General features: G+C 38.3%; 17 protein-coding genes and 1 pseudogene. 4 read left to right on the top strand and 14 right to left on the bottom strand.

Annotation, left to right across the window (positions count from 1 at the left end; all coding sequences use genetic code 11):
* Positions 1–3: 3 nt before the first annotated feature.
* Entirely contained in the window at positions 4–1146 is a 1143-nt protein-coding gene (locus BUB90_RS19490) for a glycerate kinase family protein (protein ID WP_073290578.1), read from the top strand.
* A 238-nt stretch (positions 1147–1384) separates the two neighbouring features.
* Here BUB90_RS19490 and BUB90_RS19485 read toward each other — a convergent pair whose 3' ends face one another.
* Positions 1385–1831 (bottom strand): GatB/YqeY domain-containing protein, encoded by a 447-nt coding sequence (locus BUB90_RS19485; RefSeq protein WP_073290576.1) that lies wholly within the window; start codon positions 1829–1831, stop codon positions 1385–1387.
* Between the two features lie 262 nt (positions 1832–2093).
* Positions 2094–2747, bottom strand: a complete 654-nt coding sequence (locus tag BUB90_RS19480; RefSeq protein WP_073290574.1) for a M48 family metallopeptidase — start codon at positions 2745–2747, stop codon at positions 2094–2096.
* 317 nt (positions 2748–3064) lie between these two features.
* On the opposite strand from BUB90_RS19480, the pseudogene rlmD reads away from it, so the two are divergent.
* Positions 3065–4354: pseudogene (gene rlmD / locus BUB90_RS19475) on the top strand (23S rRNA (uracil(1939)-C(5))-methyltransferase RlmD); the annotation flags it as partial.
* Here rlmD and BUB90_RS24485 read toward each other — a convergent pair.
* From BUB90_RS24485 to BUB90_RS19445, 7 genes are all read right to left on the bottom strand, one after another.
* Positions 4255–6033: a recombinase family protein gene (locus BUB90_RS24485; protein WP_408605964.1), complete on the bottom strand. Its 1779-nt coding sequence runs from the start codon at positions 6031–6033 to the stop codon at positions 4255–4257. The pseudogene rlmD and the gene BUB90_RS24485 sit on opposite strands and share 100 nt — an antisense overlap.
* Positions 6034–6069: 36 nt before the next feature.
* A complete protein-coding gene (locus BUB90_RS23655; protein WP_170865539.1) occupies positions 6070–6231 on the bottom strand; it encodes a hypothetical protein in 162 nt (53 codons plus the stop codon).
* Between the two features lie 53 nt (positions 6232–6284).
* Complete coding sequence (locus tag BUB90_RS23320; RefSeq protein ID WP_139241818.1) at positions 6285–6485, bottom strand: hypothetical protein; 201 nt, start codon at positions 6483–6485, stop codon at positions 6285–6287.
* 345 nt (positions 6486–6830) lie between these two features.
* Positions 6831–7253, bottom strand: coding sequence for an RNA polymerase sigma factor (locus tag BUB90_RS19460; protein ID WP_073290568.1), 423 nt, complete (start codon positions 7251–7253; stop codon positions 6831–6833).
* Positions 7254–7613: 360 nt separating this feature from the next.
* Positions 7614–8483 carry an rRNA adenine N(6)-methyltransferase family protein gene (locus BUB90_RS19455; RefSeq protein ID WP_073290566.1) on the bottom strand — a complete coding sequence of 290 codons (870 nt, stop codon included), beginning with the start codon at positions 8481–8483 and terminating at the stop codon, positions 7614–7616.
* 151 nt (positions 8484–8634) lie between these two features.
* A complete protein-coding gene (locus BUB90_RS19450; RefSeq protein ID WP_073290564.1) occupies positions 8635–8910 on the bottom strand; it encodes a CD3324 family protein in 276 nt (91 codons plus the stop codon).
* Positions 8911–9063: 153 nt separating this feature from the next.
* Positions 9064–10281, bottom strand: coding sequence for an MFS transporter (locus tag BUB90_RS19445; RefSeq protein ID WP_073290562.1), 1218 nt, complete (start codon positions 10279–10281; stop codon positions 9064–9066).
* Between the two features lie 415 nt (positions 10282–10696).
* On the opposite strand from BUB90_RS19445, the gene BUB90_RS19440 reads away from it, so the two are divergent.
* Positions 10697–11050, top strand: a complete 354-nt coding sequence (locus tag BUB90_RS19440) for a helix-turn-helix transcriptional regulator (protein WP_073290560.1) — start codon at positions 10697–10699, stop codon at positions 11048–11050.
* A gap of 256 nt (positions 11051–11306) precedes the next feature.
* On the opposite strand, the gene BUB90_RS19435 is transcribed toward BUB90_RS19440, so the two are convergent.
* Positions 11307–12719, bottom strand: coding sequence for a relaxase/mobilization nuclease domain-containing protein (locus tag BUB90_RS19435; protein ID WP_073290557.1), 1413 nt, complete (start codon positions 12717–12719; stop codon positions 11307–11309).
* Between the two features lie 102 nt (positions 12720–12821).
* Between BUB90_RS19435 and BUB90_RS19430 the strand changes: the two genes are divergently transcribed.
* Complete coding sequence (locus BUB90_RS19430) at positions 12822–13805, top strand: hypothetical protein (protein WP_073290555.1); 984 nt, start codon at positions 12822–12824, stop codon at positions 13803–13805.
* 62 nt (positions 13806–13867) lie between these two features.
* Here BUB90_RS19430 and BUB90_RS19425 read toward each other — a convergent pair whose 3' ends face one another.
* The 4 genes from BUB90_RS19425 to BUB90_RS19410 form a co-directional block, all read right to left on the bottom strand.
* Positions 13868–14233 (bottom strand): CD1845 family protein, encoded by a 366-nt coding sequence (locus BUB90_RS19425; RefSeq protein WP_139241817.1) that lies wholly within the window; start codon positions 14231–14233, stop codon positions 13868–13870.
* Positions 14220–14555, bottom strand: coding sequence for a plasmid mobilization protein (locus tag BUB90_RS19420; protein ID WP_073290551.1), 336 nt, complete (start codon positions 14553–14555; stop codon positions 14220–14222). The genes BUB90_RS19425 and BUB90_RS19420 overlap by 14 nt, the downstream gene beginning before the upstream one ends.
* Positions 14555–15313 (bottom strand): hypothetical protein, encoded by a 759-nt coding sequence (locus tag BUB90_RS19415; RefSeq protein WP_073290549.1) that lies wholly within the window; start codon positions 15311–15313, stop codon positions 14555–14557. Before BUB90_RS19415 ends, BUB90_RS19420 begins: the two co-directional genes overlap by 1 nt.
* Positions 15314–15407: 94 nt before the next feature.
* A complete protein-coding gene (locus tag BUB90_RS19410) occupies positions 15408–17234 on the bottom strand; it encodes a reverse transcriptase/maturase family protein (protein ID WP_073290547.1) in 1827 nt (608 codons plus the stop codon).
* Positions 17235–17423: the final 189 nt, after the last annotated feature.

The raw sequence follows: 17423 nt of genomic DNA, 5'->3' as shown, positions 1-17423 counted from the left end.
CAGATGAAGCGCTGTATTATTATACCAGATTCATACAAAGGAACGTTATCATCCATTCAAATATGCAACGTAATGGAAGCAGTAGTGAAGAAACATTTTCCCTCATGTGAAACGATTAAAGTACCAATAGCTGATGGTGGAGAAGGTACCGTTGACTGCTTTTTACATGCAACTGATGCTAAGAAGATTACGCTTAGAACGACTGGACCATACGGAGAAACAATTGAAACTTATTATGCTAGATTAGGAGATACCGCGGTAATTGAGATGGCGAGTGCAGCAGGTCTTATGTTAGCAATGAACAGTGAATACGGATTAAATCCAAGAAAAACTACCACATATGGCGTAGGTCAAATGATGAAACATGCTATTGAACAAGGTTGTAAGGAGATTATTCTTGGATTAGGTGGTAGTTGTACCAATGATTGTGGGGTTGGAGCAGCTAGGGCATTAGGTACCTGTTTCTTTGATACGATGGGAAAAGAATTCATACCTACCGCTGATAGCTTAACAAAGATAGCTGATATCGACAATAGTATAACACAGGAACTGTTACAGGGGATAAAAGTAACGGCAATGTGTGATATTGATAATCCGCTGTATGGGCCAGAAGGAGCAGCATATGTATTCGCACCACAAAAAGGTGCAGATGCATCTACAGTTGAACTACTGGATTACAATCTACAATCCTTAGCAGATGTAATCGCAGAAGTTTTAGGAAAAAGAGTTAGTAAAATGCCAGGTGCAGGTGCAGCAGGAGGCTTCGGGGCTGGTGTGGTTTCTTTCTTTCAAGGAAAACTTCGTTCTGGTATCGACACGTTATTAGATCTCATTAAATTCGATGAATTGTTAATAGGAACGGACATGGTATTCACAGGGGAGGGACGTATTGACAGCCAAAGCCTTCGTGGAAAGGCTGTAATTGGAATAGCGATGCGTGCGAAGGTAGAGAATGTTCCTGTGATCGCAGTGGTTGGTTCGATTGCAGAGGACATAGAAGCTGCTTATGATATGGGGGTTACATCAATCTTTAGTATTAACCGAGCACCTATGAGCTTTGAAGAGGCTAAGGACTTGAGTGAACAAAATCTTGCTGATACGATGGATTCATTGATGAGGTTTTATAAAATAGGATTAGGAAGTTAAGAGGTCCATTCTACTTAAAAAAAGTACTATGGAATATTTATTCATCTAAAGTTGGTTGAGTTTCTTATGTGATTTAAGTTTTTAATGCAAAGCTCTTATCCGGATAATATAGTTCATAATAATAAAAAGTGAGTTCATTAGTAGATACAATCATAATCGTACATACTTAATGAACTCATTTTTGTTTATTTTATATTCACTAATTTCTATTTTTAATTATAGTAGTTGCTAGCAACTATTAAGCGAATAATTTACTTACCATTTGGTTAACAAGAGCACTGTCTGCCTTACCTTTTACTTTAGGCATAAGGTTTTTCATGATGTTACCTTTGTCTTTGGCTGCGGGAGTGGTAATACCAAGTTCATCTAACACACCTTGAATTGTTGCCTTAATTTCATCTTCGGACATGAATACAGGAGCATATGCTTGCATTACATCAATTCGGAATTGGCAATCCTCGATGAATTCAGTACGATCAGCTGGAGAAGAATCAATACTTTCTTTTAATACCTTGATTTCCTTTAATACTACGCTGTCTTCTTCCTCTTGTGTTAAATCACTTCTTTTATCAATTGCTGCATTCTTAAGAGCAGTTAATAATGCGGAAAGAGCATTTTTCTTTTCTTTTTCGCCTGCTTTCATAGCAGTCATCATATCGCTTCTTACTACGTCAATTTTAGACATAAAAAAGCCTCCTTTATTAATTGAAATGTTTTGGTTGATATCGACATGTGCAAACGAAGTAAGTTATCAGCTAAAAAAGAAACTGTGCTTACTTAGCAAGCAGAGTGTAAATATCTCTTTGACTAGTTTTGCATTAACTTTAGTCACTTATAAGCTATCCATTAACTTTTAAGTAGCATCTAGAATTTATTATATATTCAGAAAGTATCAATTGCAAGGGGGGAGGCTAATCTATTAAAGGAAACTTGAAAGTAACGCCTTGTTAGATCGTCATAAAAGCGCCAAACTGTGCTAGGTATGCTTGGTGTGATTCGTATCTAGAATCAAAACTCCCTACTTTTCTCCAGAATGAGCGATCGTGGTTCAAGTGAAGTATATGGCAAAGCTCATGAATTACGACATAATCGATGGCAGCAGGAGCAGCCATTGATAAACGATAATTGAAGGTTAATTCCTTATTGGAATTGCAGGTTCCCCAAGTTTTTGGTGAATTAACTATAGTTACGCTCTTAGCTTTCACCCCGATTACTTTTTCATAGTATTTCACTCGTTCCTTGGTAATCTCTTTGGTACGCTTAGTGTAGAAAGAGTAAAGGGCGGCCTGAACCGCTTCTTCAGTTTCTGGAATTTCAGTCAACAACTCGCTCAGTTTACACGCTTTCCCTAGGAATAGAAAATTCTCCTCTTCGTCATACTTCTTCTCACGAGAGATATAGGTACGGTTCTCCAAACTCTTATATAACTTAAGGATAGGCTTTTTGTTACTAATTAGGAATTTCTCAAGTTCCTCTATCGGCGTCTTAAGTGGAGCTTTCAAGCTTACAAGTCCCTCTGGGCTTAACTCCATCGTGATCTTCTGACGCTTCGCATATTGCACTTGATAGGTAATTTCATAAGAATCTATTGTAAATTGCATTGGTATGTCCTCCGTTATTATAGACGGTTATTATAATTATAGTGTCAGCTGATGGTTCTAAAGTAAAATTCATTCAGAGTAAATCACATAGTATCATGGTATGAAGATACTATGCAATTCAGATTACTTAATTAATTTTACATTAGAGATACTTTACACAATACTCTTATTATAGAAGATAACACAGAAAAATGAAATATATAATTGTTGAATTGGGAATCCTATGTTAAAATATCATGAGGTATCTCTAAAGATACGGATTTATCAACGGCTATAATAAATATTGAATTAATATATAGAAAGAATAGGTAGTTAAGATGAAAAAAGGCGAAGTTTTCGAAGGCATTGTAGAAAGAGTAGATTTTCCTAACAAGGGAATTGTTATGATAGAGGACACGAAAGTTACCATCAAGAATGCATTACTTGGTCAGAAGGTACGTTTCTCCATTAGTAAGAAACGCCAAGGAAGAGCAGAAGGTAGATTAAACGAGGTAATTGAAAAATCTGTTTTTGAGAATCGTGATGCGTTATGTCCACATTTCGGACCTTGCGGTGGTTGCACTTATCAAACATTTTCTTATGATAATCAATTAAGTCTCAAAGCATCTCAAGTTAAGAAATTAATTGATGAAGTATGTGAAGAGTATGAATTCGAAGGAATCCTTGGAAGTCCTGTGGAATGGGGATACCGTAACAAGATGGAGTTCTCTTTCGGAGATGAAGTGAAAGATGGTCCACTTGCATTAGGACTTCATAAGAAGGGAAGTTTCCACGACATCGTAACCGCATCTCATTGTAAAATCGTAGACGAAGACTATAATCAAATCCTTACAACTGTATTGAACTACTTCAGTGAGAGAGGAATTAGTTTCTATAAAAAGAACTCTCATGAAGGATACTTAAGACATCTACTTGTTCGTCGTGCAGTGAAAACTGGGGAGATGATTATCAACTTAGTAACTTCATCTCAACAACAAGTTGCATTAGGGGAATTTAAGGATCAACTATTAGCACTTTCCTTAAACGGAAAAATTGTAGGAATCGCTCATACCATCAACGATAGTTTAGCAGACGTGGTTCAAAGCGATTCTATGGAAATCTTATATGGTCAAGATTTCTTCTATGAAGAACTATTAGGCTTAAAATTCAAAATCTCCACGTTCTCTTTCTTCCAAACTAATTCACTTGGAGCTGAAGTGCTGTATAGTAAGGCAAGAGAATACGTTGGAGAAACTAAAGACAAATTAATCTTCGATCTATACAGTGGAACAGGAACAATTGCTCAACTACTTGCTCCAGTAGCAAAGAAAGTAGTGGGTGTTGAAATCGTAGAAGAAGCGGTAGTTGCAGCAAGAGAGAATGCAAAACTTAACAAGCTTGATAACTGTGAATTCATCGCAGGCGATGTACTTAAAGTTATTGATGATATTAAAGATAAACCGGATTTAATTGTACTTGATCCACCAAGAGATGGTATTCATCCGAAGGCACTGAATAAGATTATTAATTATGGGGTGGATAGATTAGTATATATTAGCTGTAAGCCTACTTCATTGGCAAGGGATTTAGTAATCTTGCAGGAGAATGGGTATAAGGTAGAGAAAGTTTGTGCGGTGGATATGTTTCCGCAGACGGTGCATGTGGAGACGTGCGTACTTTTGTCCCACAAAAATTCGTAAACATCTCCACCGTTCTTATAAACCGGAAAATTGAATAAAATTGATTTCAGAGGTAGCTCTGATTCATCACATGGGAAAATCTCTATTTCTTTGATTAGTGAAGAAATTAGAGATTTTTTCTCTTCATCGCTGATTTTGTCATACACCTTTTCAAAGTTTGCCAACAGGGTGTAGATGTTCTCTAAAGTAATGGCATCCTGTTCCACAGCCTTGCGGCGTAGCTTGACGTCCTCGATTTTTTCTTCAAGCTCTACAATAACATCGTACAGTCCATCAAGTCGGAGCGTCATATCGTGAAGCTTACGTTCTCTAAAACGAGTATCCTCCGGCAAGCTGTCAATTTCATTTTCAAGACGAGTTTTATTCAAATCGACTTCTCGCAGTTTGATTTCATAATTTTTCAGCTCTCTATCAAGAGTAGAGGTATCAATTTGTTTTCCTATTTTTGATTTAACCTCTGTTGCAAAATCTTGATTTTTAATCAACTCTCTAATTGCTTCAATAACAAGTGGCTCAATATCCGTTTTCTTTAGCATTGCTTTGTAATCACAGCTTTTACCTCTGGCGGTACGAGCTTTACTGCATAAATAATAGTAAATTTCTCTATAGGTACCGTCTTTGTTTGTCCATGCGTGTTTGTTGGTATACATCGGACCGCCACATTTAGGACATTTTAAAATGCCACTTAACAAATGTGCTCTGTCCCGACCTATTTTTGATGGGGCTTTCACACCAGTTATTACACGCTTTTCATGTGCCTTTTGCCAAAGTTCTTCACTTATAATAGCTTCGTGCTGACCATCTGCAAGAATGTATTCCTCTTGATGTACTTGGCGGTATTCATTCTTAGTGCCTTTGACTTTTTCTCTTGTTCGTCTGCCAAAAGCGATTTTCCCAGAGTACACAGGGTTGTCGATTATCATTCTGACAAAATGCGTACTCCATTGTGAAAGAGTACCATTGGCACGTTTGATTTTTTGGATACCCTGCAAATTAAGATAGTTTGCAATTTTATAAAATCCCATATTACCATTTACATATTTATCAAAGATAATTCGTATCGCTTCTGCTTCATTTTCTTGGATATAGAGCTGCTTGTCTTTGAGGTAGTAACCATAGGGAGCAAACCCACCGTTCCATCCACCTTGACGAGCCTTTTCTTTTCGTCCGTTCATTGTCTGCTCTATGATATTTTCACGCTCTATTTCTGCAACGGCAGACAATACTGAAATCAAAAGCTTTCCGCTTGTTTGCGAGGAATCAATTCCTTCCTCAATGCAAATTAAGTTTGCACCAAAGGATTGAACATGTTCCAAAGAATTTAAAATATCGGCTGCATTTCTACCAAAGCGGGAGAGCTTATAGACTAAGATATAGTCAATCTCTAACCCATTTTCAATATCACCAAGCATCTGTTTAAATGCGGGTCTGCCCTCAATGGACTTGCCGGACTTGCCTGCATCTTCATAAATATTTACGATTTCCATTTCTTCTCTGTCTGCAAATCGCTTTAAGCTATTTTTCTGTCCGTCCAAGCTGAAGCCGTCAACCTGCATTTCGGTACTTACACGTGGGTAAAGTACACATTTTTTTCCACTCCTATTCATAGTAGTTAACCTCCAATATATTATTGGAAAATATCTTTACTTCTCATGATTTATCTCATTTAAAACTTCTGCACCATGCTTTTCAATAATCTGAGAAAGTACATTAATAAAATCCTGATATGCTTTGGTTTTCTCATAAGAATTAGGCGGTGCAGCAGACGTATCAGTAGGATTAGATATATTTTTGATATTTTCCATTCGCAATCACCTCCAAGTGTATTGCTTATATAAAGTATAAGCATAGATAACATTTATGAAAAGTTTGTCGTTTCATTATTTATAGTAAAACCAAGCACACCGCAAATTTTCATAAAACAAAAATGCGGTGCGGTTAGTTTTATCTGTTTGCCGTATTTGCCACGCTCCCCGACAAAGGGGATATTTTGAGTTGCTGTTGGCACAGCTATCATAGCCCCACAGTACCGTATGTGCTTGTCCCAAAAGCCACGCATACTGCAGGAACTCCCCCTCAAGTCTGTGGGAGGTCGTGAGAAAGTATCATTATCCCTTATGTGTGTTATTGCGGCGAACGTACCACCGTTCGGTCTAATGGCTGCATTTATCGCTCCGACTGCTGTAATACCCATGCTCATAAAGGCTCTCATCAATTATTTGGTTTCCTATTTTGGCAAGTGTGTTACAGCGGCCATCATGGCGATGCCCATTATATCGCTTTGCTTTTCAGCCACATAAGTTTCGTACTCAAAATATCGTATATTCGATTGTCAAGGAACATGGGGAAGATTATACCTCCCTCTATATACCCTGACTTTTTTCCTTGTGAAACGGAACGTGATTTAGAAAAAACTTTTTAAATATTTCTCTATGGTATGTAAACCTCTTTCTATTCCAATACGGACAGCTTTTTCACTTACGCCTTCTGCTTTAGCAATTGCTGATTTACTCATGCCCATAAAATAATGAGCATAGATTCGCTTTGCCTGCTTGTCCGGCAGAGAAGCAATGGCAGCGTGAAGTTGCTGGCTTGTAAGCTTACGTTCGTAAATCTCATCGAGCGAGAGAGAGACAAACAAGATGTTGTGCTCAATTCCATCGCCACGGTCAAGAGAGTAATGAGCTTTGTAACGGTATTTCTTTCTCTCATATGCTGATTCAGCTCTTACAAATTCCTCAAAGACAGCTAATAGCTCATCAGTCACTTCTACAAAGGTGTCTTGTGTGTAGTAAGGGTAATAATCTTTCAGATTAATTGTTTTCATGGTTTTTACCATCCTTTCGATTTTTTGGTTTGCTGAAGTCGAAAGGACAGCGGTGGAGAACGGCAGCGAGGCTCTATAAACGCAAAAATGCCCGACTGAAAATACAGTCGGGCATAAGTGGAAATATTAACCTTTACTTGATGATGTGTGTGTTCATATTGAAAGCCGTAATTTCCCGCTGGTGGGTGTAGGCTTTTTTTGATGAATAGAAATTAGGTGGAGTATGAGAGCTAAAAATAAACACAGCGATACCTCCTTGATACCGCCGTGTCTACAAAAAAGGGCAACACCCTCCGTTTGTCCAATTTTTCAAAAGGAAAACGGCGGCCTTGCGTTAAATGCGAGTTTCATATTACAAGTCTATTTTCTTCCTCTAAATTGTTTTTTTAGAAGTGACTCTTGTATCAAATACTGCCTGTATGAACCTATCACTTGCGTTTTTTTTTCGTCACTGACATACTGTAAAAAGCACTTAAATAATATTATCCATTCCTCATATGCTATTGCAGAGGTCTGATAATTTGATATTTCATGTCTTATTCTCAGTTCTTTTAATTGCCTGTACGAAAAAATCTTTTTGGAAAAGGTTCTATTATTTTTATAACAATAGCAAATAAAATCACGATATAGCTCAAATTCTCTCATGGTAAATTCGTCAAGTTTGCGCTTTTGAATGTGCAACAAAACAATATCCACATTTGGTTTTGGGGAAAAATCATTGCGAGAAAATCGGTGCACAATCATCATATTGAATTTGGGTTTAAGCAAAAGAGATTTTAATGTAGTTTCCATTGCCCCACAATATTTTATAGCTGCCTGTTTTTGTAATATTAAATAAGTATCAAGGGGCGGATTTTTTGCTTGTGTAATCTTATTAAGAATATCTGATGTAATAAAAAAAGGTATATTAGAAAAAATCTTATAGCTCCTTTCCGGTAAAGGTAATTCCATAAAGTCACCATGAAGCAAAGCAAAACGTTTTTCATTGCTGAACTGTTTTTTAAGATACAATATGTTTTTTTCATCCAGCTCAACAGCAGTAACTCTGCAACCACGGTCAAGTAATGCTTTTGTTATAATTCCTTTTCCTGCTCCAATATCAAGCACCTCATCATTTGAATTGATGTTTGACTGTTGAAGTAATCTATTTATGAGCATTGCATTAATCAAGTAATTTTGAGAAAAATGGATGGGTAATGAATGATTAATCTCTCTATTTTTTCCAACCAAAAAAACACCTCCACTCTGGAAGAATATCAAAATTGCACAATATAATTTAATATATCTTTAGCATACCATTCAGGGCTGGAAATTGATTCCTCCTTCTTGTTTGGCAAAAGAAGAAGCGCCATAAGCTATCAACAGCTTAGGCGCTTTAGTGTTATTCAGTCGATTGTCGTGAATATACAATTTTCTGTATAGTTTTTTCTGCCAAAAAGTACTTTTGAGCTAATTCGGACACGGTTAATCCATTTTGATGTTCAAGCCTTATTTGGTGGTTACGAGATGACACCAATTGCTTAGTGTCCGTATTGCTTCCCCATGATTTACGGTTATCTGCTTTTTTGGGAATATAGACCTTAACACCGTCAACATATTCTTGGATTTGCTCGACAATTTCTTTTGGCAAAACGTCATATATATTAATATAGCTCATTTTGCATCTCCTAATCACTCTATGTTATTTAGGATTAGCAAAGGCTATTTTTCAGTTGCTCACTTTTAGCGTGCAATAGCCCCTGCTATTGCACAGAAATAATTACTCCCATCGTAAATCCACCCTCCTTTGCTCAATTTAGCATAGGCTATTTCATATGGTACGATTATCAAGTGATTGTACTACGGGAAGTATAAACACCAAAAATGATATGGTTATAATTCCTATGCCAGAAATCAAAAACCATTTTTCAACACCTATTTGTTCCGCAAAAAGACCAGAACACAATAAGCCCAAAGGCATTGCGAATGACATTACACTTCCAAGCAAAGAAAAGACCCTCCCTAAATATTCAGGTTTAATTTTCTCTTGGAATAGGGCATTTTGCACTCCATAAAATGGAGCTGACACTCCCATAACCATACAGCATATCGCAAAGGCAATGAAGGCATTTGAGGGAAGTATTCCAGATATGGCAACACCAATTCCCATCATAAGAACCGATGCACCAATGGTAAAAGTACGTTTCTTAAAACCACCCCAAACGCTTAATATGACCCCTCCTACCAACATTCCAATAGCAAAGGCAATTTCCGCTATTGAAGCATGAGTAGGTGTTCCGCCGAAATATCCCATACTCATCAGAGGATATAACGCACTAATCGGCATGTAAAAGAACATATATAATGCGCCAATCCAAAGCAAAGCAAACAGACCTTTATTCTCTTTTAAGACCATGTACCCCGCCTTCATTTCCTGCATGACATTTTCTTCAATGCTACTCGGCAATGGATTAGGAATTGCAATAATCGCCACGGAAATACAAGCTATAGCCGCACCAACAATATCAAGAAGAACGATATGATTTAGGTTCCAAACAGTATACAAGAATGCGGCGGCGGCCGGACTAATAATTGACCCTATGGCTTGTATAGTTTGGCTATATCCCGCACACTTTGTCAGTTGATCTTCTGGCACGAGTAGTGGTGTAGCTGCATTCAATGCCGGCGAGTGAAACGCTGTTCCCATACTTCGGACAAATAAAACCCCCATGATTACCCAGATTGGTAAGTCCATATAGAGGGTAACAATTGCTAATACCCCCCCAGCCGCAGCAATAACTAAGTCAGCTCCAATCATTACTTTCTTTCGGCTATGCCGATCAACAAAAACGCCAGCAAACGGCCCTATAAGCGCTTGCGGCAAGAAACCAATCAGTGTTGCTATGGATAACACCATTGCAGAACCTGTTTCTGCTGTCAAATAAAAAATAATTGACATTTGCAAAATTCCACTACTTATAAGGGAGAATCCTTGCCCAATCAATATTGTAAAATAATCTTTCTTCCATAAATTTTTATTTCGTTGCATATATTTATTCCTCCAAACATTTTTATTGCATAACTCATTGTTTTTTGTGCAATAAAAAATGCAGGTTAACACCCACAAAAGGGCATTAATCTGCATCACTACAAAACAAGGCAAACCAACATTATGCGACTATACAGTCACATAATGTATAAGCACGTGTTTATTCGTAAACGCAAGCGAAAAAAGCCCACAATGTGGATAGATAGTTCTGCTTTTTTATTGCTTTATTTGCGTATACGAATTAACACACGTAAGCCTCCTTTTTTGTTCAAATTTATAATAGTGTATCACGGTTGTTTTTTTATGTCAAGATAAAACAAAGTAAAAATATGCTTTATTTAAGTCAACGCCATGATATGTGTAATCATATCTAAGAGGGTAAGGTGAACAGTAAAATGTAATAGGGTGAAATAATATGAAGCAGGAAAAAATCAAATATGATTTTAAGGCTTTCGGTCAAGCCATAAAAGAAGCTCGAAAGGTAAAGGGATTATCAAGAAATGAGTTAGCAGACCAAATGAACATTGCCCCTCGATATATTGCGTCCATTGAAAACAGCGGACAGCACCCAAGCCTTCAAATCTTTTATGAACTTGTTACTCTTCTAGATGTATCGGTAGACCAATTCTTTTTTCAAAATAAAGAAGCAGATAAATCCACGCAGCGCAGACAGCTTGATAGTCTGCTCGATGATATAAGCGACAAGGGATTGCAAATCGTCACCGCTACCGCAAGAGAGATAAAGGAAGTCGAAACAAAGGACAGATGAATGTCCAAAATACAATTAAATATGAATGAGAAACGTTGCAGCCAATGCGGTTTTGCAGCGTTTTTCTTTTAACATTCTAATAGAATAAGTGCTTTTATAATTGTAGGATGTAAATGTTGAAGTAAAGTGGCAAGCAGGGCATACGGGTGACCACCGTATGCTTTTGCTTGTTGGGGAGTATCCCCAATCCCCACTAAAACGATGATAAATCATCGTGCTACGCTCCCTTTGGGAGCTGATGAAATCACAGTGCAGCTTACCGCTGTTCCTGTGATTTTTCTTTTTCCTTTTGCTCCTGTTCCAGTCCTAAAAGTCTGTCGATATTCGCCTTTGCGGTCAGAATATCTTGCATTTCTTTTTTCGCTGCATGGTACTGCCCATATGCCTTTTTCTTCTCTGAAAGCAAGTCGGTATATTCAGCTTGCAGGGTCTTAACTGTGGGGAGCTTTTTCATACTAAGCTCATCAAAAGCCGCCTTTGCCGCCTTATGCAATGTCAGCTCTGCACGGTGTTCCTCATAAAACTTTTGTGAGTAGCCTGCCTTACGGTAGTCTGTATAAACTTCTCGGGTTTTAGCATAGTTGATGATGTGCTTTTTTAACACTTGTATTTCAGCCATACGTTTTTCGGAGGTCTTAATTTGAGTGTTCAGCTCGTCAAAGGTAGCAGTGCATTTCTTTGCTTTTCCCTCTAAATCAGAATAAGCAAGCAGCTTATGTTCCTGCAAGAAATTGACCGTCTGTGCCATTTGCTTTAGATTGAAAATCTTTGCCCACTGCTCATAGCCTTTGCTCTTGCCTTGCTGTAATTTTGCCTGTATATCCACAAGTAGATTGATTGATTTTTCTTGCCGTTTTGGTTGTTTGGCAGAGGACTTTTTAACCTCTCTTTGGGGAGCTTTACCCTCAATAATTGCCTTAATTTCATCTTCGGAATATCCCTCACCGAGAGAACGCAAACGGATAAATTTCTTTTGCTCCGCACCCTTAAAGGCATAGTGCTTGCCACTTTTTATTTCATAGCCTGCACCCTGCATGAGCTGTAAAAACTCGTCAAAGGTTGTAGGCTTTTTAGCAAGCACTTCATCTATGGTCTGTCTTAATTTATCAGAGTGTGAGAGGGGTTTATTATCGCCAAGCCATTTGCCATAATGCCCCTTAGAGCGTTTGGGCTTTTCAATAATTGAAAGGTTATTTTCAAGACAAATGCGGTCAGATATTTTGGCAATCGCCCGACCGCTGCCAAGAAAATCCCGAAACTTTTTCTCGCAGTCAAGGGTAGTTGAATTGAAGATAATGTGATTATGAATATGGGCTTTGTCTATGTGCGTGGCAACGATAAAGGCGTGGTTGCCTTTGGTGAAGCTCATACCAAGTTCATAGCCGATTTTATTTGCAAGCTCCGGCGATATTTCCTCCGGCTTAAAGGCTTGCCGTATCTGATAGGCAATGACATTGCTTGCTTGTTTTCTGCCTGTAATATCATCATATTGCCGCTTAGAGAGCATAAATTCGGCTTGCACCGTTCGTGGGTCGCACTGGTAAGAGGATAACAGTTCGCCGTCATTTGTTTTGTCGGGATTTTTAGCATAATCAGTGCGGTCGGCAAGACAATCTGCTATGGATTTCCCTTTGTTTTGGTGCATAGAAATAAGCCTTGTGGTAGCGATAATAACACCTCCTGTTTTTAAATTCTCAATTGAAATAAATGTTTTTGGGTAGTATACTTAAAGTAAAAAATTAACTTTTTGAGTTAAATAGAGAGGAATACAATGCGATTAAATTTATTGGAAAATGCAATGGACTCATTGTCCGAAGCTATAGATTACTATGTGAATGGAAAAAACTATGCAGATGAAAGGTGCTATAAATTTTGCATTATCATGTTATATCATAGTGCCGAATTAATTTTAAAAGAGATTTTAGTGCGAGAACACAAAACTTTAATATATGAGCAAATAGACGATTATAAAAATGGAAAAGGCACTAAAACAATAGGACTTAGGGTGGCTTTAATGCGTGTTCGTAATATTTGTGATATTGACTTATTGAAATACCATGGTGCTTTAGTAAATCTTGCGGATACAAGAAATAAAATTCAACATTACGAAGTAAATGAAGAAGCTGAGGTTCTTATTTCGACGATAATATCCGCTTTTTCTGCTATTGAACATTTGGTTTATCATGCACTAAATGAACGCTTTGAAAACTTTGATTCCATAATAGCTCCTGAACAAATTACAACGCTTCATGAGGACAAAGAGGCTTACATAAAAAGGAAAAAAGATATTTCGGATGATATTTGTAGCCAAAATTTATCTAAAGTATCCTTTTCATATTTAGCAAACAAAAATATAAGTATTCCATGTCCTAAATGTGCTGAAACTTTTTTAATTCAAACCCAAGGCAATGCAGTAAAATGCTACTATTGTGGCACTCAATATGAAAACCTACAAGAAATATATATTAAAGATAAAAATTGCATTATTTCAGATACAATGGAGCGGGAGCTTGGAAAACGGAAAACTGTTTTAACGGAATTACTGGAATGCCCAGAGTGCAATTATAAAACATTAATATATGATGAAAGCGATATGACATGGAAATGTGCTGCGTGTGGAAAATCATTTGATAGTCAATCTGTTCAAGATTATATTAGTGAACGGGAATATGAAATTTCATATCAAGGACGAGAAGATTGGGAAGCTGATTTAGCAGATGCAATGGAAGACCCCCATAATAGCCATCTTTGGTAATAAAAAGCAAAGTGATGTAATCAAGGGGCGATAGCACACAAATGCTATCGCCCCTCGTAGTATCAAATGGCTTTCAACCGTTCGTTTATTCCGTCCACCGTGCCGATGAGCCAAGTTGCAAGTATAGGTATTCCGTAAGGGCTGATAAGGTAGGCGGCAAGCAGTGCCTTTAAACCTTCCTCGACTTCCCCCAATAGCACCATTATGGCAAGTGCCAGTACGAACAGGAGAAGTGCAAAAACGGATAGCAGCATGGAGCTGAACAGGCAGAGAAATTGGCACACAAACACGATAACAGACAATATAAGGGTAATGGGGAACAGCAATATTTTCAGCAGTATTCGCATAATACCGACCTCCTTTTCTTTGAGATAAGCATAGCAGGGCTTTTTCTTTCTGTCCATGATACGGATTTCAAATCGCTGCAAGCCGGAGCATGATTTCCTCCGCAGCTCCCCAAAGCCTGTCATAGCTTTTTCGCAAATCCTCAATGTCCTCGCCGTAAATACTGCCTGTTTCATGTACTCGTTTGGTAAGCTGATTTAGGCTGTTAGAGGTTACTCTCAGCACTCGCACAAGCTCTCTAACATCGGCGGTGTCAAGGTGAATAATCAGCCCATCAATCGCCATTTTGCGAAGATAGGCTTCGGTGTTCTTTGTGCCAAGCTCCTGCATTTTCTGTTCTATCAGCTCTTTTTCCTGCTCGGTTACTCTAAGCTGTATACGAATATTTCGCTGTCTGTTTGACATTAGCGTTCCTCTCTTTCTGACTTGATTTTTTTGGAATGTGTAGTGCCTTTTGGCGGCTGCTGCTTTAAGCTGTCTAAGATAGAGGGGCGTTCCCGTTTAGCTACCACTTCGGTGTCCTTGGCTGTTGCAGACCGCATAGCACTCATATTCAGTTCCTTATCCAGTACCGCAAGTCGTGCAGTTTTATCTTTTAGCTCCTGTTCCTGCACAAAGGGTTTTTGCACTTCTATTTTTGCCGCCGCCTGCTGATTATAGAGGTTTTCAAGCTCCTTTTGCACCGCCTGTAACCGTCCCTGCATACCATTTAAGGCATTGTCGATACGGGTGAGATTTCCCCTTGCATCAAGCCCTAATTTCGCTGTGTGGCTCATCGCTCCTTTCAGGGTGAGGGTATGCTCATTGCCAAAGGCGGCATAGCTCAAATACATGGTAAAGCCTTTGTAACTGCCGATTTCCACAGGGTCGCTGTTTTTTATCTCTTTGCAGGCTTCAAGAATTGCTGCCCCTGCATTGTCCTTGTCGGTGAGGGTATCGCCCTTAATGGTAATCCTAAAATCATCTTTGGGCAGTTCGCTGCCCTGTGGCACTTTTGGGGTATGCTCTGCCAGTGTCACCATGTCCTGTTCAAAGCCCTTGATGTAGCCTTTGTGCCGTTCAATGCTTTCGGGGAAATGCTTCAGCAGATTGTCCTCCAAACGGTATTTTGTGCTTTGGTGGTTGGCTTTTAGGAGCTTCAGCCGTGCCGCTTCAATATCCAAGTCATGAGGTAAGCAGGCGAGTTGCCCACTCCCTCCAGAACCGTACGTACACCTCTCGGCGTATACGGCTCGCCATTTACTATCATCTTACGATTTAATCACTTGCGTGGATTGTTTTATGACAGTCAGCACATACGGCAAGGGTCTTTCTATGCCTTTTCAGCATAATTTTCTCCCATTCTGTTATACCTGTTAAATCTTTAAGCCTTTTAACTTGATGTATTTCAACCTCTACATTTATAGCACCACATAACTCACAAGTATTGCTTTTCAGCTTTGTTGCTAAGCTGTTGGGCTTATCATATTTTTTGAGATAGTCAAGTACATCGATTTGGTCGAATAGAGGAGTAGTTTTCCTCTTATATCCGCCATTGTAAAATACAGATTGACGATTTCCAGTTTTAGTTGTGTAGTGAACGGTAAAATTACCATTTTCCACATACTTTGATTTAATCTTAGATACTTTGGTGCGATATTTTGCTCCAAAGGTTTTTAACATACTGTATTTCATAAGGCTGGAAAATTTTGAAATTGCACAGGCATTGCAAGCAAGAGAGTAATAGTTATATAACCCTCTGATTTCCGAATTGTACTTTGATAATATTTCTATATCTGTCTTGTTTATCAACTTTCCACGGTGAATGGCTTTCCAACGGTCTTTTCCATGCTCATTTTTAACTGTTTTAATAGCACCATATTCACGCAATTTGAGTTCCCATTTGTCGTGAGGTATATAGAGTTTTAGTACGCCACTATAAATTCTAACTCTTATCCCTTTGGCATTACGCTTAATTTCCTGGCTTTTAGATACCATGAGGTCATAGCCTAAAAAGCGTGCCTTTTGAGAGGTATGCGTGATTTTTGTTTTTTCTTCTGAAAGTGTTAGTTTCAGCTTTTCTGATACAAATTTTGCAATATCGGCTTTTACTTTTTCAGCATCCTCTTTGCTGCCAATAATGCTGATAATGAAATCATCTGCATATCGCACATATTGAAGTGCCTTATAGTTTGTGTCAAACGGGTGATTTACAGATAGTTTCCTAACCTCGGCTTTTAAGTTTCGCAACTGCTGTGCAGATTTTGCTTTTTCGTCCTTAGTTAGATTGTCCCATACTTTAGACATTGACTTTTTGTACCTACACGCCGTTCCATGCACTCGTTCATATTCTGGATTTCTTTTGCGTTTTAGGGAGTTCCCTAAATCAAAACTTGCCTTGTATTCTTCTATGTAATTATCCAATTCATTGAGATAGATATTTGCAAGAATTGGACTTACACCGGAGCCTTGTGGAGTACCGGAGTAGGTTGCGTGATATTTCCATTGCTCCATATATCCGGCTTTTAGAAATTTCCACATTAGCCCAATAAAGGCTTCATCATTGATTTTTCTGCGTAAAATACTAATTAGTACATGGTGGTCAAAGCTGTCAAAGCAGGCTGTAATATCGCCCTCTATGAACCATGTTGCCCCTGTGAATGTTCTTTGAATTTGTAATAATGCTGTGTGGCAACTTCTTTTTGGTCTAAACCCATGAGAGTTCTTTGAAAAATTGGGTTCATAGATACTTTCTAAAATTAGCCTTACTACTTCTTGTACCAGTTTATCGTCACTTGACGGTATGCCAAGCGGACGTTTTTTGGTGCTGTTTTTCTTTTCAATATAGGTTCTTCGAGCTGGATTTGGTTGGTAGCTTTTATCCTTGATTTTTGCAATGATATTTTCAATTCTTTTGCTACTCATACCATCTATTGTAGAGCCATCAGCCCCCACAGTCATACTACCGTCATTTGCATAGATATTTTTATATGCCAGTAGATAAAATTCGGGGTTGTATAGATTTCTGTATAGTCTTTCAAATCTATATTCTTTGTTTTGTGATTTCTCGCTTAGACTATTTAATACTGCAATTGGATTTCTCATAGTGCCTCTCGCACCTTCCTTTCTTTTGTATTAAAAAAGTAAACTGCTTCCCTTCGCCATGTGAGCGGCTTTCCCGCATCCGTTTTACGGCATTACCTGTCAATTCAGGTTTCTCGGACTACTACGGAAGCTGTGTAACCATGCCCGATTTCTCAGGTTTAGGTCATCCCCATTTAGGTATATTGAAAC

This window comes from Anaerosporobacter mobilis DSM 15930, assembly GCF_900142955.1.
Lineage (GTDB): Bacteria > Bacillota > Clostridia > Lachnospirales > Lachnospiraceae > Anaerosporobacter > Anaerosporobacter mobilis.
The sequence above is the reverse complement of the archived record's forward strand: the minus strand, read 5'-3'. Positions and strand labels throughout refer to the sequence as shown.